Below are 23,791 nucleotides of genomic sequence, written 5' to 3'. Positions count from 1 at the left end.
TCCAATCATCAATTAACAACAACTTATGTTTAATTTTGCCCACTTATTTAGTGGTGGAATCTTTGCTAAAATCCCTTTTTTCAAAGGTTCAGGTCGTTCTGACCAAGGTAATAAACCATCAGGCTTAGTATAATATTGAGTTGCACATTTCAATACAGCAGATGCACAGCCGTCAACTGGTAAATCGCCAAAGAGATAGGTTGATTTACCTTCTGCTGTAAAGGCAATGACGCAAGAATGGTTACAAGCACTCATGCATTCAACTCCCTGAATGTGGAATTTATTTCGCAATTCCCAGTTTTGTGCAAGTTGTTGAAGTTGCTTTAGTAGTTGTTCACCTTTACTTTCACCAACTCTTTTACCGTTTTGCCAAACGCTGGCGCAAGTCGTGCAAACAAACAAAGTATGTTGTTTATTGAGCATTAATTTTGAAGTTTGTAGAAAGAAGTCTGAATCGCAGATATGACAACTTTTTGCAGTCGTACAACTGCAACATAACGTGTCAATTTGGCAAAAATGATCTTGCAAAAGCTTTCACGCCAACAAAAAGCTAGCGCAAATGACAGTTGCACCAAAGCATAATTGCAATTATCAATAAACTGCCTATAATTTCACAGCCATGAGTAGTCTGTGGAGTATCTCTGGCACTATGAGAACGTGAAACTGATGTATCGTTGAAATATTTATGGCAATATTCACCTGTACCTCGCAGATGGGTATGAGTTTACGTGTTGCTTTCGGCGGGCATTCTGACTCACAAGGCGAACCTTGATTACAGCTGCGGGACAGCGCCGGATTTACACCGGACTTTCCCCCTTGCGTCTGATGGCTGACTCCCAACAGAACCGAGTTGATATTGGTCTAATAATAGCATGATTATGAATTTAATCATACTTAAACTGACTGGTTGCAATAGCTACCATTTGTTAGTGGGACTGAGACAAAAACAACCAAAAAAGAACCTCAAATCTATATACAGAAAGACTTTAACATCGTTTTGCTTAGTTTATTAATATATCTGAGGTTTGGGCTATTTTTGAGCATAAGGTGTATTTCCCTTACGCTGCATGGGTTTGAGACTTGTTTTTCCCTCAAAAATGTTTAAGTCCCGCTAAATACACAGTTACTAATAATTGATTCCTAAAATTTAAAAGAAGTCTTGGTTATGTCCACCAAGACTTCGGATATATTTATTCAACTTAAAACCTGAAGCCAACTTTTTATCCCAAATTGCTGAAATAGATTGCCCAAATGGTTCCTGTTACTCCCACAGCAATTAAAAGGTTAGTGAAAAACTTGCCTAATTCAGTTGATTCTCCCAGTACTTTATCATCTTGACCTGCACTGAAAAATAATGACCAGGCTTGGTTAACATTAATTGTTTCAAAGTTGTTGAAATTGGGGCGAAAAACAACGGGGCCAATTAAATCTTTTTTAGGGAAATCAAAATCAGTTTTCATAGCTATCCTCTGGTAATTTTATATCGGTTAATTGAGTGAAATTCTTCAATATTCAGATTTAGTTATAGGTTTGTCAGCCATCCAATCAAGCCGTGTCCTGTAACAACTTCTAGAGCTATGAGTGAGACAAAACCAATCATCGCTAAACGTCCGTTGAGTTTCTCGGCGTACTCGGTAAAACCTGCTCTTGGGGTTTGATCTACATAAACCTTTGGTTCGATTGCAAAGTTGTTGAGTTGACCAAGTTCGTTCATGGTAAAGCCTTTGCTTGTCATGTCTTTTTTCCTTTACTTGCTTATGTAATAAAATATAACATTATGTAAATATTTTTTACAAGTACTTGACAGAAACAAAGAATGTGGTTTTCCGTACTCAGCAGGTTAGGTTTACCGTATGTGCGATCGCACATAGCATCTCCCTTTTGGGCGATCGTCTCTGGCGGGTGCAAAGCACCATCGCGTAGCGTCTCGTACCCCTCCCCTACTCTTAAGCAAACTACGCGCAGCGTCGACCACAGGAGAAGAGAAGCCATCGCACAAAGCCAAGCCAGACAGTTTGACAGTTTGTCATTTGACGACACCACCCATGAACAAGAGAATTGTTGAGGATGTCGAATAAGCTTTAATTGCAGAGGGAACATTGGGATGAAAAAGATTATTTCAGTGCTGTTGCTGGGTGTAGCGATTTTCACTTTTGCCTTCAATAATCCAGCTTTAGCAGCAGACGCAGCCAGTGGAGCCAAAGTCTTTAGTGCCAATTGTGCTTCTTGTCACGCAGGTGGTAAAAACTTGGTTCAAGCCAACAAAACTTTGAAAAAAGATGCTTTAGAAAAGTTTGGGATGTACTCAGCAGAAGCGATTATCGCCCAAGTTACAAATGGTAAAAACGCTATGCCTGCTTTCAAAGGTCGTTTAAAACCAAATCAAATTGAGGATGTTGCAGTATATGTGCTGGGACAAGCAGACAAGGATTGGAAATAAAGTCAGAATACGACTGTTGTTCTCTAGTTAAGAAATAGTAGGTAGGGTATGTGCCTTATCTACTCATTTTGCTCTGCTAATAAAGTGAGATATTATTATGAGTCGCTTTTACCGATTCATCCTCAATTTTGGTATTGCCGTTGTACTCGTCTGTCTTTTTCTCACTTCGCCTGCATATTCCTTAGCTACATCGGACGCGAAAATCCTAGAAGGCGACTTATTCAAGCTAGGGATTGAAAAAATGCAGCACGGCAGTTACCCTGAAGCTATTCAAGATTTTACAGAGGTAATTAAGCTCAAAAAGGATTTTGCTGTAGCTTATAGCAATCGTTGTCTTGCTTATCTGCAATTAGAAGATTATCAGAATGCGATCGCCGATTGCAATCAAACTCTAAAGTTAACACCCAACAATGTGGAAGCACACCTCAACCGAGGACTAGCATACTACAGACAAGGGGACTATCAAGCAGCGATCGCTGACTACAATCAAGTTATCCAACTCAAATCTGATGATTTTAGAGCCTACTACAACCGAGGGCTAGCTCATGTAGCTTTGAATAATTACACACAAGCAATATCAGATTACAATCTAGCACTCACTAATATTCCCCAATCATCCAGTCTCCTAAAAGCGGATGTTTACAATGACCGAGGACTAGCTCATTTTGAGTTGTCAGACTTAAAAGCCGCTACGATCGACTTCTCAGAGGCAATTCAACTCAATCCCAATGACTATAGAGCTTACTATAATCGGGGTTGTGCTTGTGGTAAAAGTGGCGATAACTCTTGTGCTGTTAGGGATTTTACGGAGTCACTCAAACTGAACTCAACCAATGCTCAGGCTTATCTTAATCGGGGTATAGCCTACCATCAACTTGGTCACGAACCAGCAGCGATTGCAGACTTACAAAAAGCGGTTGAATACTTTGCCCAACAGGGTGAAACTACACTCTATGACAAAGCTTTATTGTTACTGAAAAATTTACAGCAACAACTCTCATCATTATCAGAAATTGCTCTAATCCCCAGAGACGCAAAGACTAAGGAATATGGAGCAATACAGTTCAGTTAAGCTTTTTTCTCTCCCCCTGCTTCCCCTGCCTCCCCTGCTCCCTCTGCCTGCCTTAACAGATAAATTTGCTTAACTGAACCGTATTGGAATATGGAGTTAGTTCTTGAAACTGTCTAATTATTTAGGACTTACGCAAAAGTACACGCTCGCTGTATGGGCAATTCATGAATTTGACCTAATTACTCTAATGATGAAACGGAATCACCAGTAATGGCACAAGCACCAAAATTAACCACACCCAAGACCATATTTTTGGCTGTCCTATAGAATCTGGTTGCTGCAAAAGGGCATCTATTCTCTGTGTGACATGATTAGTTGGAATATGCTGGGCAAAAGCTGCACAAAAATTTACCTCTAGTAAAATTGGAGTATTGACAACCAAGAGTAAAGCCTCTGCCAATAAAAGATTATCAACTTGCCTAGTTGCCCAATAATCAGCCCGTATTTCTCTTAAAAGTAACAACTCTTGCCATAAAGATTCTGTGTGCGGTAGCCAAGAGGTTAACTGACGTAGCCACCCCAAAAAGAAAAACCAACAGGTGTCGCGGTAGTGGCGATGTCCATCTTCATGGGCTAGTACAGCTTTGAGATGGGGGACATCTAAGGTATCTAATAATCCCTGACTGATAATTAACTCAGGTTCCCAAAAACCAACCAAAGCACAATAAACAAGAGGCGCATTTAGTAAGCGTGCTGGTGTACCGTAGACATAAACTATGGGATAGGTGCGAATTTGTTCTAGCATCCGGTTTCCCTCCCATGCCAACTTCAGCCATAAGATACCTGCAAATCCTAAGAAACTAATAGCAAGTCCGTAGCTAACCCAACCTTCCCACCCCCAAACCATAATATGTCCATGAGGCCCCATACAAAACACTGCAAATGTTGTGGTTAACAGAAGTAATGGCGGTAGGAGAAATAACAACAAGGCGCGGGGAAAACGTTCCGTCCAGCTTCCCATAGGGGATGACCAATAATATCTCAAGTACCAAGCTAGGATTAACGCCATCACTACCATCAACAGATGCATTACTTCTTCTCCCTGAGTTCACGAAGTGCTTGGATTTTTTGGGCGATCGCCTCAAACTGTGCCACACTAGCCTCATCTAGACTGTCAGCAAAAGCAGCTACAATCTCCGGCTTGCCCAATTCGAGAAATTTCTGTAACTGTTCATAAGCCTCTAACGCTTGTGCTTCAGAATAGGAAATCAAAGGTCGCCAAATATAGTGGCGGTGCTGTTTAACACATTCTACCCAACCCTTATTGTTAAGACGATCCAGTATTGTTGCTACTGAGGAATAAGTTAACTCGCGTTCTGGATCGGCAATGATGCGTTCATGTATCTCTTTGACTGTGGCAGAATTCAGAGAGTAAATAATGTTTAAAATCTCTGCTTCTAATGGGCCTAATTTCAGTTTGTTGGGGCGGTAATTTGGCAGAGAACTCATCTTGATTTTTAGTGTCTTTTAACTAGATTAACCAGAATTTATTTATGATAAATTCGCTTGAAAACTTCATAACTAACTTTGACAAGTTGTCACATTTAAATCTGACAACTTGTCTTTTGACATTTCACACCGACTGACTTAAGGTCGGAGGGGATTTTTAGCTTCAGTTGGCTTAATTTTTTCCAGGAATTGAAGCTCATGACAATCTTGATTAAACCTCCAATTGTTGATTAATTAAGGAATATGCGTATTTCAAATCAATCAATAAAATTTACCAAATATTCAATCTCTTCTGAGCAAGCAGTTATCTTTAACCCAGATTACTTAGAAGTAGTATCAAGAAGTCTATCTATTTTATGGTGAGATTTTTACAAATGTCAAAAGACAGACTGTCATTCTTTTCTTTGACATTTTGTCAAACTAAAAAATCTATAAAAAAGTTAAAGAATATCCAGACAAATCATTATTGAAGACATTATTTGAAGAATATATTTGTTAAGTTTAACTAAGTGCAGGATATTTGCACTGGAGCAGACCATGTTTGAATATCTTCCACCTTTGAACGACCACAACTTACCTTACCCAGATACAATCCATCCGATAGTTGTCCACTTCGTGATTGCAATGGTATTGTTTGCCTTCTTCTGTGATGTAGTTGGTTATTTTAGCCATAACGCCCGTCTTTTTGAAGTGAGTTGGTGGAATATGTTTTTCGCCACGATCGCCATTTTTATTGCGATCATCTTTGGTCAGATTGAAGCGGGTTTAGCCGAACCTTACAACGCAGTTGAACCAATCCTAAATTTACATACCCTGATTGGCTGGTCGCTTTCAGGAATCATCGCCGCGATAACAGGTTGGCGTTATGTCATTCGGTTACGTGACCCAGAAAAATTACCAGTTCCCTATCTGGGAGTGGGACTACTTTTAACTTGTTTGGTGTTCTTCCAAGTGTATTTGGGAGATGAATTAGTGTGGGTGTATGGACTGCACACAGTACCAGTTGTAGAAGCTGTGAAGGCAGGTATTTTGCGATGAATACCCAACTAATTGAACAACTCAGATCGCAACTAGGTGCAAACGGACTACCTTACAGCATTCCCGTTCATCCCAACTTAGTCCATCTCACCTTGGGTTTATTTATCGTCGCCATTGCCTTTGATATTGTTGGTGTACTATTCCCCCTAGAAAAACCAGTTTTCAAATTTTTGGCAATACCCGCTAATCGTGCCGGCTTCTTTGATGTGGGTTGGTACAATATGCTGGCTTCAGCCATCATCACCTTTTTCACCGTGGCCGCAGGCTTTTACGAAATCATGTTGGCAGAACCACCAACAGATTTAAAAAGTGCTTGGGGATTACAAGGGATGGAGACAATGCTATGGCATGGTGTCGGTGGTGTCCTCCTCTTAGCGCTGATTATTGGCATGACTGTATGGAGAGGATTTCAGCGTTATTTATGGCGAAAAGATGTCGGTCAACAAGTGCAGTGGAGTTATCTTGCAGCAGGGTTTTTCATCATGTTTATTATGTTCGTTCACGGCACATTAGGAGCGCAACTAGCGGCAGAATTTGGCGTACATAATACTGCTGATAAATTACTGAGATTGGGTAAAGACATTAACGCGGTATTGAAGTAAATGAAAATTCAGAATATTTTGATTTTAATTGGCTGTGCGATCGCCCTCACAGCTGCTAGCCTCTGGATGGGAGAACAAGCCTATTCCTGGTTTCCCCCCCAAGCCGCCGCCGAATCCAAACTCATAGATGAACTCTTTAGCTTTTTAGTCACCTTGGGAACCTTCATTTTCCTGGGCGTAACTGGAACCGTCACCTATTCCATAATTTTCCATCGGGCGGGTAAATATGACACCAGCGATGGCCCGCCAATTGAAGGAAATGTCACCTTAGAAGTAGTTTGGACAACAATTCCCATTCTGTTGGTGCTATGGATTGCAACCTACAGTTACAACATCTATGCAGAAATGGCGATTCAAGGGCCAATGGAAGCCATGCACATACATAGCCCAATGTCAATGGCATCAGCCCATGCAGCAAAAATGGAGATGGAAGCCGAACCCATTGAAAAAATAGAAGTGCTTGCCAAACAATGGGCTTGGGTCTTTCGCTACCCCAACCAGAATGTTACCAGCACAGAATTACATTTACCAGTTAATCGGCGCGTTAGTTTAGCACTTCAATCAGCAGATGTTCTCCACGGCTTTTACATCCCAGCCTTTCGACTCAAACAAGACATAGTACCCAAACAAACCATCGACTTTGAATTTACTCCCATTCGCCCCGGCAAATATCGACTGCGCGATTCTCAATTTAGCGGTACTTACTTTGCAGCCATGCAAGCAGATGTAGTAGTCGAATCAACAGCAGATTACGACCAATGGCTGAAATTAGCTGCAACCCATAAACCAGTCCCCGCCAATAATCAAGCCGCTAACGAATACACCCAAAAAATCAAAGGCGCATTCACCACAGGCTATCCCACAGTCATACCCGCACCACCGCCTTTAGTCAATTTCTCCTCTTAAACTCAATTTCTCTGCGCCTCTGCGCCTCTGCGTGAAAAATCCTATGACAAATACCCAAATCGAAAATCCCAAAATAGCAGAAACACACCACCATCCCCCCACCACCTGGAAAACCTACTTCACCTTCAGCACCGACCACAAAGTTATCGGTATCCAATATATTGTCACCTCATTCATCTTCTTTCTGATCGGTGGCATCTTGGCAATGATTATTCGCGGCGAACTGATTACCCCAGAAGCCGATTTAGTTGACCGCACAGTATACAATGCCATGTTCACCATGCACGGCACAATCATGCTGTTCTTGTGGACTTTTCCCGTCTTAGTTGGTCTAGCAAACTACCTTGTCCCGCTAATGATTGGGGCGCGAGATATGGCATTTCCCCGCCTGAATGCCGTAGCCTTCTGGATGGTGCCAGTATTTGGAATTATCCTCATGGCTAGTTTCTTCCTACCTGGTGGCCCAGCCCAAGCAGGTTGGTGGTCTTATCCCCCAGTTAGCTTGCAAAACCCTACAGGTAATCTCATTAACGGTCAATTTCTCTGGCTGATAGCTGTAGCCATATCGGGTGTATCCTCGATTATGGGTGGTGTTAATTTTGTTACCACAATTGTCAAAATGCGCGCACCAGGAATGACCTTCTTTCGGATGCCGGCTTATGTTTGGGCAGTGTTCAGCGCCCAGATTATCCAACTGTTTGGATTGCCTGCACTGACGGCAGGTGCAGTCATGCTGCTACTTGACCTCAGCATTGGTACAGCCTTCTTTGACCCTGCCAAGGGCGGTAATGCAGTTCTCTTTCAACATTTTTTCTGGTTCTATTCACATCCAGCAGTTTACGTAATCATACTACCTGTTTTTGGCATCTTTTCCGAAATCTTCCCAGTTTATAGCCGTAAACCTCTGTTTGGCTACAAAGTAGTTGCCGTTTCCTCACTATTGATTGCCGGCGTAAGTGGTTTTGTTTGGGTACATCACATGTTTGCCAGTGGTACACCAGCCTGGATGCGGATAGTGTTCATGGTTTCCACAATGTTCGTTTCCGTACCCACGGGGATTAAGGTGTTTGCTTGGGTGGCGACAATTTGGGGAGGTAAACTGCGGCTGACTACCCCGATGCTGTTTGCTTTGGGTGGATTGATTATGTTTGTGTTTGCCGGTATCACAGGCATTATGCTTTCCTCTGTACCGATTGATATTCACGTTAATAATACTTACTTTGTCGTGGGTCACTTTCATTACGTCCTCTACGGAACTGTGACAATGGGGATGTTTGCCGCCTTTTATCATTGGTTTCCCAAGATGACTGGGCGGATGTACTACGAAGGCTTGGGTAAGCTGCATTTTTGGTTATCATTCATCGGGACTAACCTGAATTTTTTACCCATGCACCCATTAGGCTTACAAGGGATGTTGCGTCGGGTTTCTTCCTACGACCCAGAATATGCTTTTTGGAATGTGATTGCTAGTATTGGTGGATTTTTGTTGGGGATGTCTACACTACCCTTTATTTTGAACATGATTGGTTCTTGGGTGCAGGGTGAGAAAGCACCGGATAATCCTTGGCGGGCTATTGGGTTGGAGTGGCTGGTGGCTTCTCCGCCGCCGGTGGAGAATTTTGAGGAGATTCCTGTGGTGATTTCTGAACCTTATGGGTATGGGAAGTCTGAACCGTTGACGGCGAATTTGGAAAAGCAAGAGTTAGCAAGAGATTTGAATTAATTCATACTTGAAACCTAGTGCGATGTTCGTAGTAAGGACTTCAGTCCTTAATTTTGTTTCCAGGAGAGGACTAAAGTCCCCACTACAAACCAAAAAAAAATTAGTGAAAATTCAACTATGACTGTGAATAGTTCTATTAGTCGAGAAGAGTTGCAGGAGTCTTTGGAGACGAGGACTGTTGAACATACTCATGATGAAGCCGCCAATAGTATGTTTGGCTTTATCGTATTTTTACTTTCGGAAAGCATCATTTTTCTGAGTTTTTTCGCAGGATATATTGTTTATAAAACCACGACTCCTGATTGGCTACCTCCTGGTGTAGAGGGATTGGAGGTTAGGGAACCGGCGATTAATACGGTAATTCTGGTTTCTAGTAGCTTTGTGATTTATTTCGCGGAACTTGCCCTGAAACGCCATAATATGTGGGGATTCCGTCTGCTTTGGTCAACAACAATGGCGATGGGTAGCTACTTCTTGTATGGTCAAGCAATTGAATGGAGTAGTCTGCATTTTACTGTCACATCTGGTGTATTCGGGGGAATGTTTTATCTATTAACAGGATTCCACGGGTTGCACGTTTTTACTGGTGTGTTGTTGCAGTTAATTATGTTAGTGCGATCGCTCATTCCTGGTAATTACGATCAAGGTCATTTTGGCGTAGATGCAACTTCCCTATTTTGGCACTTTGTTGATGTAATTTGGATTATTTTATTTTTCCTCATTTATATCTGGCAATAAATACTTTATCTGAAAAATCCTCCTCTCCCCTGCCCCTCTGCCCCCCTGCTTTCTCATTTCCTTCTCAAAGAAAAACCCTTATGATTATTGACGATCAACACTATGACATTATTATCGTTGGCACTGGTGCTGGTGGCGGTACATTAGCATATAAACTCGCCCCAACAGGCAAAAAAATCCTCATTCTAGAACGCAGCAATTTTCTCCCCAAAGAAGAAGAAAATTGGAGTGCTGTTGAAGTCTTTAAAAAAGAACGTTATCACACTCAAGAACAATGGTACGACAGCGCCGGCGAACCTTTTCGTCCCCAAATTAACTATTGGATAGGCGGAAATACAAAAGTATATGGTGCAGCACTGTTGCGGATGCGGGAACGGGATTTTCAAGAAGTCAAACATCAAGATGGAATTTCAATTGAGTGGCCTTTGAAGTACCAAGACTTTGAACCCTACTACACTGAAGCCGAGAAACTCTACCACGTCCACGGTAAACTAGGCAATGACCCAACAGAACCACCCCGCAGCGAAACTTATCCTTATGCAGAAGTAAGTCACGAAGCGCGGATGCAAACAATTGCTGATGCTATCTCCCAACAAGGGCTACATCCAACACATCTACCTTTAGCACTCAAGAGTGATTGTATCCGATGTCATACTTGTGATGGTTTCCCTTGTAAAATAGATGCCAAAGCTGATGCTCATACTGTGGGAATTAACCCAGCTTTGTCACATTCTAACGTCACCTTAAAAACCTCAGCTAAGGTTGTGCGTTTACACACTAATCCATCTGGTATGGAAGTAAAAGCTGTGGAAGCAGAAATTGATGGACAATCCTATCTATTTTTTGCAGATATCGTAGTTCTAGCTTGTGGTGCGGTAAATTCGGCGGCGTTGCTGTTGCGTTCTGCAAATGACAAACACCCAAAGGGACTTGCTAATAGTTCTGATTTGGTGGGACGTAATTTTATGAAACACCTGATGACGGCGATGGTACAACTTAGCCCGACAGCAAACCCGACGGTTTTTCAGAAAACAATTGCTGTGAATGATTTTTATTGGGGAGAATCAGATTTTCCTTTCCCAATGGGTCATATTCAAAATACAGGTAGTATTCTGCAAGAGATGATCCCCGCCGAAGCATCGCCTTTGTTATCGCTAATGTCGAGGTTAGTACCTGGGTTTGGAATGCGACAGTTAGCCAATCATTCTATTGGTTGGTGGTTACAAACGGAAGATTTACCTGACCCGAAAAATCGGGTGCGGGTTGTGGGTGATAAGTTGTATTTGGATTATACGCCTAATAATACTGAGGCACACGATCGCCTGATTTATCGCTGGACTGATGTGCTAAAAGCTGTAGACCGCACTTCGGAAAACCCGGTGTTTCGTCGCGGTATTTATCCCCGTAGTGATAGCCCGATTCAAGTGGTGGCGAATCAGTGCGGTACTTGTCGGTTTGGGGAAGATACAAAAACATCTGTGCTTGACCTCGATTGTCGCACCCATGATGTGAATAATCTCTATGTTGTTGATGGTAGTTTCTTCCCGTCTAATTCTGGGGTGAGTCCGGCTTTAACTATTATTGCCAATGCTTTGCGAGTTGGCGATTATCTGATTCAAAGATTGCATTAGGTGGATGCCTAAACCAGAAAGTCACCTCCCTGACTTGGCTACAAAACCGTGCATGAAATGCTGAACAGGCTGATGATGTTCTTTATCAGGAGTTCTGATGGCTCAGATTTTGTTAGATACATCTGCACTAATTGTTATGGCAAATACAATTGTAGAATTGCGGAATATGTTGTCATCAAATTTAGATAAAATCTAGATGCAAATCAAGGTAATAAGTAACCTGAGTTCGGGTTAAGCCAGAAGCTAAAAAGCTTATTCTGTCAGGATTGAATAAAACTGGAATTGATCAAAGCAGGGATAAAAGTGGAATCATTTTGTCAATAAGGTTCACAAATGAAACTAATCTCAGCAATATGTCTTATTGACAATAGATGAAAACAGAGCTTTAGACCGAACAACGATAATTCAAGGCTTTTGAGGATTTATTATCCCGAACTCAGGTTAAGTAGTTGTAATTATGAATTATTAGGCGGAATTTGCGCGAAAATAGCCGACTGTAAAACTTGCGGAAGCTTTTCCCAAACTACATTACCTTTACGGCTTTTGATATATAGTTGCATAAATTCTAGTAAGGCGGCTGCGCTTTCTTCTGGAGTGAGATTGACAAAGAGATAAGTGGGTTTCTCATCACTTGATACAGCTACAACACAGCCTTGACTGCACGCCCACAAACACCCAACAGACTGAATTTTAATTTCGTTAGAGGAAAGTTGTTCAGAGCATAAATTATTTAGTTTGTCAAGTAAAATATCGCCATCAAAAGGTGCATTTTCTGGTCGTTCCTCAGATGAGCGGTGGCAGGATTTACAGACAAATATGGTGTGTTTAGGCATAAAGTTAGGGACTGTTTACGAGGTATTTAAAAAGGTCATCAAGGATGGCATCAGCCGCAAGTAAATTTCCTCCTCTCCAAGTCAAGTAATTGATAGGGTAAACATGATTTTGTTGAACTGCTCGAAGATGTTTCCAAAGTGGTTTTTGTTTGAGTTCTTCCAGAAATTTTTGACTATCATCAGTCAATGTTCCCACAAACATAATATCACCGTCGGCTTTCGCTAATTCTTCTAGCGAAAAATACAGTTGTCCAGAAGGTGCGATCGCTTTTTGGGCTTTGGGACGTTGCAACCCTACATCCTGAAGAATAAAATCAGGAAACGAGTTTTTTGTTTCACTAAATATCACACCAGGAGCTAAAAAAACCAGAGAAATTTCCTTGTTTTGATAGCGGTTTCCTAAAGCTGCTTTGAGTTTTTCAACTCGTTGATGATAATGTTCCCAAGCTTGCTGTGCAGCCTCTTGTTTTCCTAAAACCTGAGTCACAAAATCAAATAACTCTCGCCAAGTTTTATTTTGCCAATTAAATAGTACAGTAGGAGCAATTTGCGAAAGGAGAGGATAAAATTGTCTTTCCGCATTCCAACCTATAATAATATCGGGCTTAATCAGTAAAATCTTTTCTAAATTAGGTGAAGAAATTCCTAATGAATTGATACCTTCAACTTTACCTTCTAGATATGTATGTTCACCCAGCATATCAACATAGGTACTTCCCAGGGGCTTAACTCCCAAGGCAATTGCATTACCTAAAGTCGGTAAAGAAAAAGTGACAATACGCTGTGGGTCTATAGGAACACAGGTTTCTCCCATTGTGTGTTGAACGACGCGGCAATCTTTACTTGCTAAATTAGTAGGAGAAACTGTGTTTTTAACTGTGTGATGACTACAAGCTGTAATCAGCCCAATAATCAAAAACATTAATCCTAAACAACGTATCCAATAGCGTATTGTCACTCTTTTCATGCTTCAGTCAACTTCTCAAGATGTCCGCAAAATTATCTCTGAGATAAAACCTAAATTAAAACTGCACTGAAACTGAACCAGTCACGGCAAAAGGTGAACCTTGAGAAATGTTTGCTGAATTGTTTGAACCGGAAGCATAACGAATATCAAAGAGATTTTCAATACCTAACCGAAAAGTCAGGTTATTAACTTTGTAAGCAGCACCTAAATCTACTCGCACGTAGCCAGGAAGCTCAAAACTATTTTCGTTATCTCCTTCTCTTTCACCCACATAAACTAAACCAGTACCTAAACTCAACCCTTTTAGCGAACTTCCAGTAAACTGGTACTTGCCATAAAGACCTACAGTGTGTCGTGGAGTATTAATTGGGCGGTTCCCTTCTTGTCCAGGGACGACACTTTTGGTAATTTCTGAATCTAAGTAGGTGTAAGCTGCAATCAAACTAAAATTCTCGGTGACTTTTCCACTGATATCTAATTCAAATCCCCGACTACGAATATCGCCTACAAGGATGCTGACATCAGGGTTTGTGGGATCGGTTTCTGCAATGTTTGTTTGCTTTAAGTTAAATAGTGCAGCAGTAACAGTCAACCTATCCTTTAACAGATTTACTTTAGCACCAACTTCATATTGAGTAGCGTCTCTAGGATCAGGAAAACCACCGTCTGCAAGTAAACCATATTGTGGCACTGTGGATTGACTAAAGCTGGCATAAACTGAAGCTGAGTCTGTCAAGTTATAAACTAAGCCGATGCTGGGAGAAACAAAATTATCTGCGCTACCAGTTACAGAATCAAATCCGCCGTAGCGCAAACCTGCTAGTAAGCGAAATTGCCCAAGTTTGATGAAATCTTGAATGTAAACACCCCAATCACTGTCGCTAAAATCAGATGAACTCTCAGCCGGATCGGTGGGAAGAGGAACATCAAAAGTAGGATTGGCAATGTCAATATTCCCAAAAAAAGCAAGATTACCATTAAAGCGTGAGCGATACTTGTTGTACTCTGCGCCTACTAGTAACTTATGTTCTGAGGCTCCAACATTAAAGTTTCCTCGGACTTCACCACGCAGGTTGTATTGATAATAGTCATCAAAGAGTGTTCTGTAGAAACGGTTGAGAGTATCACCGTCAAAAAAACCTGATGTCAAGAGAGGATTGAGATCCCTTTGAGTATTAAAATACTGACCGCTAAGATTAATTGACCACTGTTTACTAATTGGCTGGTCTAAGTAGGCTGCAATCCGATAGTGATCGTAAATTTGGCTATTGCGGGGGTCTGTATAACTGCGATCGTAGAAAAACTCACCATTTAAGTATTTAGCTCCACTATTAGTATCTTTATCTTGTCGGTAGTACTCCCCTTCAATTGTCAGAGAACCGCCTCCACCCGTTAAGAAGGTGAGTGAGGGAGCAACAAAAATACGATTATCTTCAACGTTGTCTACAAAAGAATCCGCATCTTGAAAAGCTAGATTGAGGCGATAAAGCACATTCTTGTTCTCAGTTAAAGGCCCTGTTAAATCAACCTCAGTGCGATAAAAATTAAAGCTACCTGCATCGACTGAAAATTTATAACCGGGTGTGGCTTGGGGCTTCTTGGTAATGTAGTTAACTACTCCACCAGGTGAACCTGTGCCGTAAAGTAACGAAGAGAAACCTTTCAAAATTTCTAGACGTTCAATATTTGCAAAGTCTCTGATTAAAGAACGGTAATTATCTCGTAACCCATTGATATAAACTTGGCTACCTGTACTAAATCCACGAATTTGGAAGTCAGTGAAGAGTCCACCCTGTCCATCATTCCCTGCTGTGACTCCGCTAATGTAAGGGGCTAAGTCTTCTACTCGTCGGGGTGCTTTATCCTCAATGAATTCCTCTGTAATTACGCCAATTGATGCAGGTGTTTCTAGTAGTGGAATATCTAGCCTACTTCCAGTGCTAGCATCTGGTACACGATATCCATCTTGTTCTCCTGTCACTACCAACTCAATCGCATCATCTTGCTGCGCTGCTGGTTCTTTTTGCGGTGTCTGAGTTTCTGGTATTTCTTGTACTGGTGGCGTTTCCGGCTGCTGTGGTGGCTGCATCGCGGTTGCACTAGAATTTATCCCAAAAACCAGCCCTGTATTGTCATCAAATAATTCAACTGTTGGTAAACTTGTTTCACCTACCACTGTCACCCGCACAGTATTTGTGTCAGTATTGATAACTGTTATTTCAGTAATTCCCGCACTTGGTTTTTCTGAACGGAAGTTGAAAGCATTGCCGTTAGGTAAACGCAATTGAGCATTAGGAATATCTGCAATGAAATTGTTACCAGTACTGCGATTTGTAATTTGTAGTTGTTCTCCAAGGGGTGTCTCTAAAATTACCTCCACACCATTTTGGGTGGAAGTTGCTTTTACTCCCGCGATCGCGATAATTTTTGATGTAGGTGTTGGTGACTGTACCAAAATTTGAGCATTGTTAGCAGAATTTGTATCCTCTGCCCATGTTGCTTGCACTCCCAGAAGAAAAAATACACCTGTCAGCAATAGTAACCGCCGCAGTCGTAAAAAATTGACCATCACTCCCACACCTTGAAGCTTAATAAAAATTTTTCCTAATTAGCTTAGGGAAAACTATGGAGGTGAAGATAGAGATAATTCGGCTCAAACGGAATTTCTATTCGGCTCAAACGGAAAATTTTTTCATACAATCCCGTGGACGGATGCCAAATTTTTTCCGAAAGGCTCTCCCAAAAGCAGTCAAATCATTGTAACCGACCATATTGGCAACTTCTCCAACTTTCCAGGTTCCCGTTTGCAGCATTTGCCATGCTTGTTCCATGCAATAACCGTGGAGAAAACCAAATACTGTTGTACCAAACACCTGACGAAAACCTTGCTTGAGAGTACATTCATTTAAGCCTACCAGTCTTGATAACTCTCTAAGACTAGGTGGATTATCTAGTCTTTGTTGCAAAATATCCCTAGCATAATAAATTCTGTCTACTAAATCGCCTGTCAATGGATGAGGATTGCTCTTACTTCCTTGAATTTCCATTTCCACAGCTAACAACATTCCCATCAACTCTAAAGCTTTACCTTCCAGATAAACCCGCTTGGCGATTCCCCGATAAGGACAGTGGATAATTTGCTTGGCGACAGTTTGCATAGCTGGTGTGGCAATACCATCACGACAGTAGCATGGTTGTGCAGATGTTCCGACCAAATGCTGTAATTCTCTTGGTATTTCCCCATCTGGATGACCAGCCATAGAGTGCAGTGTTTCAGGCAACATTTCGATAATCACTTCCAAGAAAGGCTGTTTGGTGGAAATATCACCTAGTGATTCTTTTTCTATCCCTCTACCGTAGACACCATATCTTCCACCTTCCAGAAAAGTTTGCCGACACTGAGTTTGTCCAGACAGATGAAAGTGATACTCTATGCCGGTTGTATCCAGATCGGAGAATTCTATCATTAGGCGATCGCACACTCTATAGTCAGCAAGGGTCAAATTAAAACCTTCCCTGAGTTGAATTTCTCGCCAGTAACCCCTTCCCAATGGCTGCGGATACTTGTGTATCACATCAAACTTGTCCTTGGGGTCAGGATAGTGACTAGTTCCATTAGTCCCTATCTCTTGCCACAGTTCGTCGTAAGCTTGTTGGGAAATCGTGATAGTCATTTTTGGATAAATTCTTCACATCTAATTAAGAAATTATCTCATTAAATTCAGCTAGAGGCGGTGAAATCAGTACGTAAAACCTTATGACTACATTATTGTTATCTGTGGTGGATGATTGCCAACTTTAACAAACCCATTCATAAAATTCAATCGCTTCTGGCTGACAACTGTGACATCCACCACACTTTTTCGCATCCTCCATTTTGCGGACTCGACCTTTACGGATTAGCTTACTCAGCATTCCTCGTAAAGCATCTCCATCCATGCGAAAGTGGAGTTGCATATCTGCAAGAGAAGCTTTTTTGTGTTGGGCAAGGAATTGTTGTAGTTCACTTAATATCATGGTTTTGTCCTTTGCTAATGACCAATGATTAGTGACTAATAACTTCTCTTGTACGTGTAGTACCTGCCATCTTCAGTCCGAAAATCGCCATCGCCATAACAAAAGCTAATCCCACTACCCAAGCAATAGAAGAACTTGGATGTTGTGTAAATGTCGCCAGTTGGTAATATAAAACCGCCACCCAGTAAGCTAAACCAGTAGTCCACAATCCAGCAAATACCGTCCACCCCAAATTAGTCTCCCGGTAAAGTGCAGCCGTCGCAGAAACGCAGGGAAAGTACAACAGCACAAACAACAGATAGGCGAAAGCCGCAGATGTACTACTAAACCGTTTGGACATTTCGCCGTAAGTGCTAACAGATACACCTTGAGCTTCTGCGGCTTGCTTTTGGTCTGTCGAAACATTGGCAGCACTTAAACCAAGGGGGTCAAATAGTTGACCAGGAAGTTTTGCCAAATTCTCTGGAATGCTGGCAAATGCTTTACTAATACCACCCCAAAAACTATATTCTTCCGGTTTTTCTGGCTCTGCTGTGGCTGCTTTTTCTGCTTCTGCCAATCCCGTATACAGAGAGTTCATTGTACCAACCATCACTTCTTTCGCAAATACCCCTGTCATCAAACCAACGGTAGCAGGCCAGTTATCTTGAGTAATTCCCATTGGTGTAAATACTGGTGTGACTGTACGACTCATGGCACTGAGAATCGAATCTTTGCTATCTTGCTTGCCGAATGTGCCATCAGTACCAACAGAATTCATGAAGCCCAGGACGATCACCATAATTACAATAGCAATGCCGGCTTTGGTGATGAAAGCTTTGAGGCGATCGCCTGCACGCAAAAAAACACCTTTAATCTTGGGTATATGGTATGGGGGTAGTTCCATGATAAAAGGCGCGGCTTCCCCTTGGAGAATGGTATTTTTCAAGATCAGTCCGGTGAATATGGCGGCTAAGATACCCAATAGGTAAAGACCTAAAACCATATTTTGACCGCCAACGGGGAAGAAAGCACCAATAAATAGGGCGTAAACTGTCAATCTGGCGCTACAGGACATGAAGGGATTCATCATCACTGTCATCAGGCGATCGCGTTTATTTTCTAATGTCCGCGTCGCCATAATTCCGGGAATGTTACACCCAAAACCCACAATCATCGGGACAAAGGATTTACCAGGAAGCCCAATTAAACGCATCAACCGATCCATCACAAAGGCTGCCCGTGCCATATAGCCAGTATCTTCTAACACCGACAGACACAAGAACATCATGCCTATTTGGGGAATAAAAGTGGCTGTGGTTTGAATCCCACCACCTGCGCCCTGTGCTAATAGTCCAATCAGCCATCCTGGTGCATTGATGTTTTCCAGCAGTTTACCGAAACCATCAACAAAAATCGTGGCAAAGCTAATATCAAAAAAGTCAATAAAAGCACCACCGACATGAATCGATATGGTGAATATCACGTACATGATTAACAAGAAAATTGGTATACCCAACCAGCGATTGAGTACCACTTGGTCGATTTTGTCGGAAATGTTAGTTTTAACTTCTCTGCTGCGTTCGGCTGCACCTTGAATTAAGTTACGAATAAAGGTGTAACGACTATCGGCGATGATAATATCTAAATCATCATCGAGGGTTTGATGGACTTGTCGTCGGTGTTCTACAACTATCCTCTCTAATTCCTTACTCCTCAATTCTGGTGCAATTCGATCCTCGTATTCCAAAAGTTTCAGGGCTGTCCACCGGGGATCTACTGTGCGGTTGGGACTATGTTCTGTGATGAAAGGGACTAATTGCGCGATCGCATCTTCAATTACGGCAGGGTAAGCAACGTAGGTTGGTGGTACTAATAAGTTAACGAAAGATTGATTAATCGCATCTTGTAATTCTGGAACTCCCTTACCTGATGTTGCACTCATGGGAATCACCGGACAACCAAGACGCTGTGAAAGTAGGGCGGGATTTATCTTAATTTCCCTGTCTTTAGCCACATCCATCATGTTCAACGCCACAATCATCGGTAAGCGCATTTCCATGATTTGGGTAGTCAGATACAAGTTGCGTTCTAAGTTGGAAGCATCAACAATGTTAATAATCACATCCGCTTCACCAGCAAGCAGATAATCTCGCGCTATCAGTTCATCAAGTCCCGTGTCACTATCTTCAGCATCCAGAGAATAAACTCCTGGTAAGTCAACAACAGTAATGTTTTTCCCCTTGTGGATATATTTGCCTTCTTTGCGTTCCACTGTGACACCAGGCCAGTTACCAGTTCTTTGATTAGCACCTGTCAAGGCATTAAATAAAGTAGTTTTACCACAATTAGGATTACCTACCAATGCAATTATCTGCTTCGTCATTGTGTTACTTCCTCTACAAATAAAGCATTGGCTTCGTCTTTTCGCAGACTCAATTTGAAACCCCGCACTTGGATTTCTACAGGATCTCCCAGAGGTGCATGGCGGGTGACAGTAAACTCTGTACCAGGTGTCAGTCCCATCGCCAGCAATTTTCCTTTATAACTACGGGCAGCTTTTTCATAACCAACCACCCGCCCCGTACAGCCCACAGCTAAATCACGTAGTTGTCTTTTTTCACTCATTTTTGTTTGTAAAGCTCGGTATATTTAGTAACGCTATTTAAAAGAGATAGGAAAAATTCACAAACCATAACTGGCTGGCATTCTAGATATAACAGCTTCATATCTGTCTAGTTATGAAACTTTGTTTAATGACATAGAATATCGCACTTATTATTTACAAACTTATTGCAAAAATATGTCAAAGATGTGGACATATTTTCTTGTTTCCATCTTCTATACTTTAGTCAGTCCATATTTTCTGTTTCTCCCCTGCTCCCCTGCTCCTCTGCTCCCCTGCTGACAGGCGTGATGGTATATTTTTTTAGTTGGAAGTCCCTAAATTGGTACATAGTATTTTCTGTGCCATACCTACCCCTAAACCAATGCGGTTATCACCAAGTGCAATGATGACAGAACCATTGGCAATACTAATCACTTGAAGTTCACTTCCAGGAACTAATCCCATACCAATCAGACGACGGACTGTACCTTCTGTCCCTTTGAGTTTAGCGATCGCTAAACGCTCTCCCACACTAGCGATCGCTAAAGGGAAAGATTTACCTGTGTTCACAAAAGAGCCATTATTGAGGGTTTTTTCTTCTAATTCGGGAGTTTCGGGTGTCTCTCCAAAAAACGTAAACCCCCATCCTTTAGGCTTTTGGTGTTGGTTGTAGTTATTTTTGCTATCTGTCATCACCTTTCAAAACAATGGGTGGGTTTGGAGTAATATAACTGGCAACAATACCAACTTTTCCCCCTGCTGCAACTCCTTTGCAAAATGTCACCAAAAAAGGTAGCAAGCATGAAGACTTACGGTTGCCAGAGTTTTAGCCTCTCAATCTAGTTGATAGTATATATCAATTAATAGATGAAAAAGATTTAATTCTTGCAAATAGATATAAAGTAATAATGCAGAGATAGGCTATCTTGTCAAAAGACAACTTGTAAAATCTTACAACCTATGAAAATTAGCAAGTCAACAGATAAGAAATACTAACCTTTTGCCAGCAGCCATAGCATTAGCTCAAAGATGAGGAAATCTTCATTTCCCAACAAAAACAGAGTGAGCTTGAGTTAAGTTTGACACTCTGTCTTTTGACATAGATACTACTTTAACTTATTGTCACAAGTAATATTTGTATATAGTGAAAATCAGTAACTCTATTACTGATTTTTTGGCAATGTGGTGAGTGTCATTTTTGCAAGTGGTGTGAGAAAGTAGGGTGAAAAAGCCTAATTTATCAGTTTATTTGTGGCTAACATCTGCTGCAATAGTCTTAGTTAATTATCCAGTTTATGCAGATGAAATAGTCATCAAAGACATTCCCCAAGTCAGTGATATCCAACGTCCTCACACTAATACCAAAGACTGGCTAGCGCAGCAGACAGAGATTATTTCAGTCACAGAAGTACGTCTGAACCAAACCTCTAGCGGCTTGGAAATCATCTTAAAAACTCCTACATCCGATAAGTTGCAAGTCACTAATAAAACTGAAGGGAATAATTTCATTGCAGATATTCCTAATATTCAACTACGTTTAACTAGTGGTGATTCCTTCCGTCAAGAAAAGCCAATTGCAGGAATTACGGAAGTAACTGTTAGTAACGTAGATACAAATAGTATCCGAGTAACTGTGACAGGCGAGGCGGATGTACCGAAAGTCGAGTTAGATGACAGCAATGAAGGTTTAATTTTTGTTGTCACACCAGCTACATCTTCCACACCAAATAAACCAAGTAGCGAAACGCCACCTACGCAACCATCGGCTGAAACTAATCAACCCATTGAATTGACAGTGACAGGAGAGAGAGATGGGTATAATGTCCCCACCGCCACCACCGGCACTAAAATAGAAGCACCACTACGCGATTTACCTTTATCTATTCAAGTCATCCCCCGTCAGGTAATTGAGGATAGAGGCGTAGTTAGACTAAATGATTTAGCTGATAATGTGGCGGGTGTCCAGCAAGAACCAGGTTATGGTTCTCTACCCTCCGTAGGTTTTCGCATTCGCGGGTTTACAACAAATTTTGGCAACTTACGCAACGGTTTTCAAGATTTTGGCTATGTGACACCTCGTGATATCGCTAACGTCGAGCAATTTGAGATTCTCAAAGGCCCAGCCTCAGTTCTGTATGGAGGTGGCCAATTTAGTTCAGGTATTCCCAGTGGTGTTGTCAATACCGTCACAAAAAAGCCTCTAGCTGAACCTTACTATAATGCCAGTGTTACTTACGGAAGTTACAACTTTTTTCGTCCTACAATTGACTTGACTGGGCCACTCACAGAAGATAAATCACTTCTTTATCGCCTGAATGTCGCTTATGAAAATGCAGATAGTTTCCGCGACTTTACTAGAAATGATAGTTTCTTTATCGCCCCTGCACTCACTTGGAAAATTGGCCCGCGTACCAATCTAGCTCTAGAATTTGAATACCAAAACTACAATCTCAACTTTAACTACGGATTTCTTCCAGAACCAGAATTTTTAACACTCCCCAGAAATAGATTTTTGGGAGAACCTAATTTTAGTGAAAGTAATACTCGTTCAACTGCATTTACTTATAATTTTGAACATAAATTTAGTGATAACTGGAGATTTCGCCAGGGGTTTAACATAGTTCAGGCTGATTTAGATACCAAATCAACATTTCTCTTCGCCTTACAAGATGACCGCAGAACAGGAGATAGAGGTTTAACAAAATCAGATGAAGCTAATAATAATCTGACCTTGCAAAACGAAATTTACGGTAAATTTAATACTGGTTCAATTCGCCATAATCTGCTATTTGGAGTAGAAGTATCTCGATATAAATTCCAGTATGATTTTACAGAGGGGGATGTAACTTCAATTGATATTTTCAACCCCCAGTACAGTACAAATTTTGTGATTCCATCCTCGCCAACTTCTGGTAGAGAATATGGCTCAGACAACATCGGAATTTACATCCAAGATTTAATCGAAGTTCTACCTAACCTGAAAATATTAGCTGGTGGTCGCTTTGATGCTAATGAATTATTCAGAAAAAATCGTGTGACAAACGCGATAATTAACGAACAATCCAATTCGCAATTTTCCCCACGAGTTGGTATAGTTTATCAGCCTAGTCAAACAACTTCACTTTACTTCAATTGGTCAAACTCTTTTGCTCCTAATTACTCTGCTAGAAGCCGGACAGATGAGCAGTTTAAACCAGAAATTGGCGAACAATTTGAAGTGGGAATTAAACAAGATTTGATTAAAGACCGTCTTTCGACTACGTTGGCATTTTATCAAATTACTCGACAAAATGTGCTAACTCCAGATCCTGTTGATCCTCAGAATTTCAGCATTAACACGGGCGAACAAAGAAGCCGAGGGGTAGAATTAGACATTACAGGACAAATTTTACCGGGTTGGAATATCATTGCTAACTACGCCTACACCGATGCTGTGGTGACAAAAGACGAAGATATTCCTGTTGGTAGCAGATTGTATGGTGTACCCGAAAATAGTGCTAGCCTGTGGACGACGTATCAAATTCAAAGTGGTAATTTACAAGGGCTAGGATTCGGACTGGGGCTAGCTTTTGTGGGAGAACAGGAGACTAGATTACCAAGCACTTTAACGCTACCTTCTTACGTCAGAGCCGATGCTGCTATTTTCTATCGCCGCGATCGCTATAAAATTGGGTTGAACTTCAAAAATATTTCCAATGTCAGATACTACACTTTAGATGGTTACTTTATTTACCCCGCCGCACCGTTTACAGTCCAAGGAACAGTGTCGTTTGACTTTTAAGGGGGTT

23 protein-coding genes and 1 riboswitch are annotated in these 23,791 nt (G+C 41.4%); of the genes, 10 read left to right on the top strand and 13 right to left on the bottom strand.

The genetic code is table 11. The annotated features are described in order from the left end of the window. Window positions 1–12: 12 nt before the first annotated feature. The 3 genes from VB732_RS05150 to VB732_RS05140 form a co-directional block, all read right to left on the bottom strand. A complete protein-coding gene (locus VB732_RS05150) occupies window positions 13–423 on the bottom strand; it encodes a DUF1636 domain-containing protein (RefSeq protein ID WP_323229773.1) in 411 nt (136 codons plus the stop codon). A 298-nt stretch (window positions 424–721) separates the two neighbouring features. Then, window positions 722–865, bottom strand: a riboswitch (cobalamin riboswitch). A gap of 355 nt (window positions 866–1,220) precedes the next feature. Continuing rightward, window positions 1,221–1,460: a hypothetical protein gene (locus tag VB732_RS05145; RefSeq protein WP_323229772.1), complete on the bottom strand. Its 240-nt coding sequence runs from the start codon at window positions 1,458–1,460 to the stop codon at window positions 1,221–1,223. A gap of 62 nt (window positions 1,461–1,522) precedes the next feature. Beyond that, window positions 1,523–1,735: a high light inducible protein gene (locus VB732_RS05140; protein WP_185564453.1), complete on the bottom strand. Its 213-nt coding sequence runs from the start codon at window positions 1,733–1,735 to the stop codon at window positions 1,523–1,525. A gap of 81 nt (window positions 1,736–1,816) precedes the next feature. On the opposite strand from VB732_RS05140, the gene VB732_RS05135 reads away from it, so the two are divergent. The 3 genes from VB732_RS05135 to VB732_RS05125 all read left to right on the top strand — a co-directional run bounded on the left by VB732_RS05135 (window position 1,817) and on the right by VB732_RS05125 (window position 3,512). Next, window positions 1,817–2,065: a hypothetical protein gene (locus VB732_RS05135; protein ID WP_323229771.1), complete on the top strand. Its 249-nt coding sequence runs from the start codon at window positions 1,817–1,819 to the stop codon at window positions 2,063–2,065. A gap of 39 nt (window positions 2,066–2,104) precedes the next feature. Continuing rightward, on the top strand, window positions 2,105–2,440 hold the full coding sequence (petJ, locus tag VB732_RS05130; protein WP_323229769.1) for a cytochrome c6 PetJ: 336 nt from the start codon (window positions 2,105–2,107) through the stop codon (window positions 2,438–2,440). 97 nt (window positions 2,441–2,537) lie between these two features. Beyond that, complete coding sequence (locus tag VB732_RS05125) at window positions 2,538–3,512, top strand: tetratricopeptide repeat protein (RefSeq protein WP_323229767.1); 975 nt, start codon at window positions 2,538–2,540, stop codon at window positions 3,510–3,512. Between the two features lie 184 nt (window positions 3,513–3,696). Here the strand turns inward: VB732_RS05125 and VB732_RS05120 are convergent, their stop codons facing one another. Together VB732_RS05120 and VB732_RS05115 are read right to left on the bottom strand one after the other, a co-directional pair. Further along, window positions 3,697–4,542: a M56 family metallopeptidase gene (locus VB732_RS05120; RefSeq protein ID WP_323229766.1), complete on the bottom strand. Its 846-nt coding sequence runs from the start codon at window positions 4,540–4,542 to the stop codon at window positions 3,697–3,699. Then, window positions 4,542–4,961 carry a BlaI/MecI/CopY family transcriptional regulator gene (locus VB732_RS05115; protein ID WP_323229765.1) on the bottom strand — a complete coding sequence of 140 codons (420 nt, stop codon included), beginning with the start codon at window positions 4,959–4,961 and terminating at the stop codon, window positions 4,542–4,544. Before VB732_RS05115 ends, VB732_RS05120 begins: the two co-directional genes overlap by 1 nt. A gap of 537 nt (window positions 4,962–5,498) precedes the next feature. Here VB732_RS05115 and VB732_RS05110 point away from each other — a divergent pair. From VB732_RS05110 to VB732_RS05085, 6 genes are all read left to right on the top strand, one after another. Beyond that, window positions 5,499–5,999: a DUF2231 domain-containing protein gene (locus tag VB732_RS05110; RefSeq protein ID WP_181927336.1), complete on the top strand. Its 501-nt coding sequence runs from the start codon at window positions 5,499–5,501 to the stop codon at window positions 5,997–5,999. Continuing rightward, window positions 5,996–6,601 carry a DUF2231 domain-containing protein gene (locus tag VB732_RS05105; RefSeq protein WP_181927335.1) on the top strand — a complete coding sequence of 202 codons (606 nt, stop codon included), beginning with the start codon at window positions 5,996–5,998 and terminating at the stop codon, window positions 6,599–6,601. The genes VB732_RS05110 and VB732_RS05105 overlap by 4 nt, the downstream gene beginning before the upstream one ends. Then, entirely contained in the window at window positions 6,602–7,507 is a 906-nt protein-coding gene (locus VB732_RS05100) for a cytochrome c oxidase subunit II (protein WP_323229763.1), read from the top strand. A gap of 43 nt (window positions 7,508–7,550) precedes the next feature. Beyond that, on the top strand, window positions 7,551–9,230 hold the full coding sequence (gene ctaD / locus VB732_RS05095; protein WP_323229761.1) for a cytochrome c oxidase subunit I: 1,680 nt from the start codon (window positions 7,551–7,553) through the stop codon (window positions 9,228–9,230). A 117-nt stretch (window positions 9,231–9,347) separates the two neighbouring features. Next, window positions 9,348–9,968 (top strand): heme-copper oxidase subunit III, encoded by a 621-nt coding sequence (locus VB732_RS05090; RefSeq protein WP_323229760.1) that lies wholly within the window; start codon window positions 9,348–9,350, stop codon window positions 9,966–9,968. Window positions 9,969–10,048: 80 nt separating this feature from the next. Further along, on the top strand, window positions 10,049–11,599 hold the full coding sequence (locus VB732_RS05085) for a GMC family oxidoreductase (RefSeq protein WP_323229759.1): 1,551 nt from the start codon (window positions 10,049–10,051) through the stop codon (window positions 11,597–11,599). 455 nt (window positions 11,600–12,054) lie between these two features. Here VB732_RS05085 and VB732_RS05080 read toward each other — a convergent pair whose 3' ends face one another. From VB732_RS05080 to VB732_RS05045, 8 genes are all read right to left on the bottom strand, one after another. Then, window positions 12,055–12,432: a DUF1636 family protein gene (locus VB732_RS05080; protein WP_323229757.1), complete on the bottom strand. Its 378-nt coding sequence runs from the start codon at window positions 12,430–12,432 to the stop codon at window positions 12,055–12,057. A 4-nt stretch (window positions 12,433–12,436) separates the two neighbouring features. After that, window positions 12,437–13,399 (bottom strand): iron-siderophore ABC transporter substrate-binding protein, encoded by a 963-nt coding sequence (locus VB732_RS05075; protein ID WP_323229756.1) that lies wholly within the window; start codon window positions 13,397–13,399, stop codon window positions 12,437–12,439. A 55-nt stretch (window positions 13,400–13,454) separates the two neighbouring features. Further along, a complete protein-coding gene (locus tag VB732_RS05070) occupies window positions 13,455–15,968 on the bottom strand; it encodes a TonB-dependent siderophore receptor (protein ID WP_323229755.1) in 2,514 nt (837 codons plus the stop codon). A gap of 106 nt (window positions 15,969–16,074) precedes the next feature. Continuing rightward, entirely contained in the window at window positions 16,075–17,073 is a 999-nt protein-coding gene (locus VB732_RS05065) for an AraC family transcriptional regulator (RefSeq protein WP_323229754.1), read from the bottom strand. A gap of 124 nt (window positions 17,074–17,197) precedes the next feature. Then, entirely contained in the window at window positions 17,198–17,416 is a 219-nt protein-coding gene (locus VB732_RS05060) for a FeoC-like transcriptional regulator (protein ID WP_323229753.1), read from the bottom strand. A gap of 28 nt (window positions 17,417–17,444) precedes the next feature. Further along, on the bottom strand, window positions 17,445–19,781 hold the full coding sequence (gene feoB / locus VB732_RS05055; protein WP_323229751.1) for a Fe(2+) transporter permease subunit FeoB: 2,337 nt from the start codon (window positions 19,779–19,781) through the stop codon (window positions 17,445–17,447). After that, complete coding sequence (locus tag VB732_RS05050) at window positions 19,778–20,023, bottom strand: FeoA family protein (protein ID WP_181927325.1); 246 nt, start codon at window positions 20,021–20,023, stop codon at window positions 19,778–19,780. The genes feoB and VB732_RS05050 overlap by 4 nt, the downstream gene beginning before the upstream one ends. A 301-nt stretch (window positions 20,024–20,324) precedes the next feature. Beyond that, window positions 20,325–20,696, bottom strand: coding sequence for a FeoA family protein (locus VB732_RS05045; RefSeq protein ID WP_323229749.1), 372 nt, complete (start codon window positions 20,694–20,696; stop codon window positions 20,325–20,327). Between the two features lie 529 nt (window positions 20,697–21,225). Between VB732_RS05045 and VB732_RS05040 the strand changes: the two genes are divergently transcribed. Beyond that, complete coding sequence (locus VB732_RS05040; RefSeq protein ID WP_323229748.1) at window positions 21,226–23,784, top strand: TonB-dependent siderophore receptor; 2,559 nt, start codon at window positions 21,226–21,228, stop codon at window positions 23,782–23,784. The last annotated feature ends 7 nt before the right edge of the window (window positions 23,785–23,791 follow it).

The sequence above is a fragment of the Nostoc sp. UHCC 0252 genome (genome assembly GCF_034931145.1).
Lineage (GTDB): Bacteria > Cyanobacteriota > Cyanobacteriia > Cyanobacteriales > Nostocaceae > Nostoc.
Note: the sequence above shows the minus strand (reverse complement) of the source record. Positions and strands in the feature narration are given on the sequence as shown.

Excerpts from the sequence above, each read along its gene's own strand:
- VB732_RS05150 (WP_323229773.1), bottom strand. The coding sequence starts at position 423 with ATGCTCAATAAACAACATACTTTGTTTGTTTGCACGACTTGCGCCAGC.
- VB732_RS05145 (WP_323229772.1), bottom strand. The coding sequence starts at position 1,460 with ATGAAAACTGATTTTGATTTCCCTAAAAAAGATTTAATTGGCCCCGTT.
- VB732_RS05140 (WP_185564453.1), bottom strand. The coding sequence starts at position 1,735 with ATGACAAGCAAAGGCTTTACCATGAACGAACTTGGTCAACTCAACAAC.
- VB732_RS05135 (WP_323229771.1), top strand. The coding sequence starts at position 1,817 with ATGTGGTTTTCCGTACTCAGCAGGTTAGGTTTACCGTATGTGCGATCG.
- petJ (WP_323229769.1), top strand. The coding sequence starts at position 2,105 with ATGAAAAAGATTATTTCAGTGCTGTTGCTGGGTGTAGCGATTTTCACT.
- VB732_RS05125 (WP_323229767.1), top strand. The coding sequence starts at position 2,538 with ATGAGTCGCTTTTACCGATTCATCCTCAATTTTGGTATTGCCGTTGTA.
- VB732_RS05120 (WP_323229766.1), bottom strand. The coding sequence starts at position 4,542 with ATGCATCTGTTGATGGTAGTGATGGCGTTAATCCTAGCTTGGTACTTG.
- VB732_RS05115 (WP_323229765.1), bottom strand. The coding sequence starts at position 4,961 with ATGAGTTCTCTGCCAAATTACCGCCCCAACAAACTGAAATTAGGCCCA.
- VB732_RS05110 (WP_181927336.1), top strand. The coding sequence starts at position 5,499 with ATGTTTGAATATCTTCCACCTTTGAACGACCACAACTTACCTTACCCA.
- VB732_RS05105 (WP_181927335.1), top strand. The coding sequence starts at position 5,996 with ATGAATACCCAACTAATTGAACAACTCAGATCGCAACTAGGTGCAAAC.
- VB732_RS05100 (WP_323229763.1), top strand. The coding sequence starts at position 6,602 with ATGAAAATTCAGAATATTTTGATTTTAATTGGCTGTGCGATCGCCCTC.
- ctaD (WP_323229761.1), top strand. The coding sequence starts at position 7,551 with ATGACAAATACCCAAATCGAAAATCCCAAAATAGCAGAAACACACCAC.
- VB732_RS05090 (WP_323229760.1), top strand. The coding sequence starts at position 9,348 with ATGACTGTGAATAGTTCTATTAGTCGAGAAGAGTTGCAGGAGTCTTTG.
- VB732_RS05085 (WP_323229759.1), top strand. The coding sequence starts at position 10,049 with ATGATTATTGACGATCAACACTATGACATTATTATCGTTGGCACTGGT.
- VB732_RS05080 (WP_323229757.1), bottom strand. The coding sequence starts at position 12,432 with ATGCCTAAACACACCATATTTGTCTGTAAATCCTGCCACCGCTCATCT.
- VB732_RS05075 (WP_323229756.1), bottom strand. The coding sequence starts at position 13,399 with ATGAAAAGAGTGACAATACGCTATTGGATACGTTGTTTAGGATTAATG.
- VB732_RS05070 (WP_323229755.1), bottom strand. The coding sequence starts at position 15,968 with ATGGTCAATTTTTTACGACTGCGGCGGTTACTATTGCTGACAGGTGTA.
- VB732_RS05065 (WP_323229754.1), bottom strand. The coding sequence starts at position 17,073 with ATGACTATCACGATTTCCCAACAAGCTTACGACGAACTGTGGCAAGAG.
- VB732_RS05060 (WP_323229753.1), bottom strand. The coding sequence starts at position 17,416 with ATGATATTAAGTGAACTACAACAATTCCTTGCCCAACACAAAAAAGCT.
- feoB (WP_323229751.1), bottom strand. The coding sequence starts at position 19,781 with ATGACGAAGCAGATAATTGCATTGGTAGGTAATCCTAATTGTGGTAAA.
- VB732_RS05050 (WP_181927325.1), bottom strand. The coding sequence starts at position 20,023 with ATGAGTGAAAAAAGACAACTACGTGATTTAGCTGTGGGCTGTACGGGG.
- VB732_RS05045 (WP_323229749.1), bottom strand. The coding sequence starts at position 20,696 with ATGACAGATAGCAAAAATAACTACAACCAACACCAAAAGCCTAAAGGA.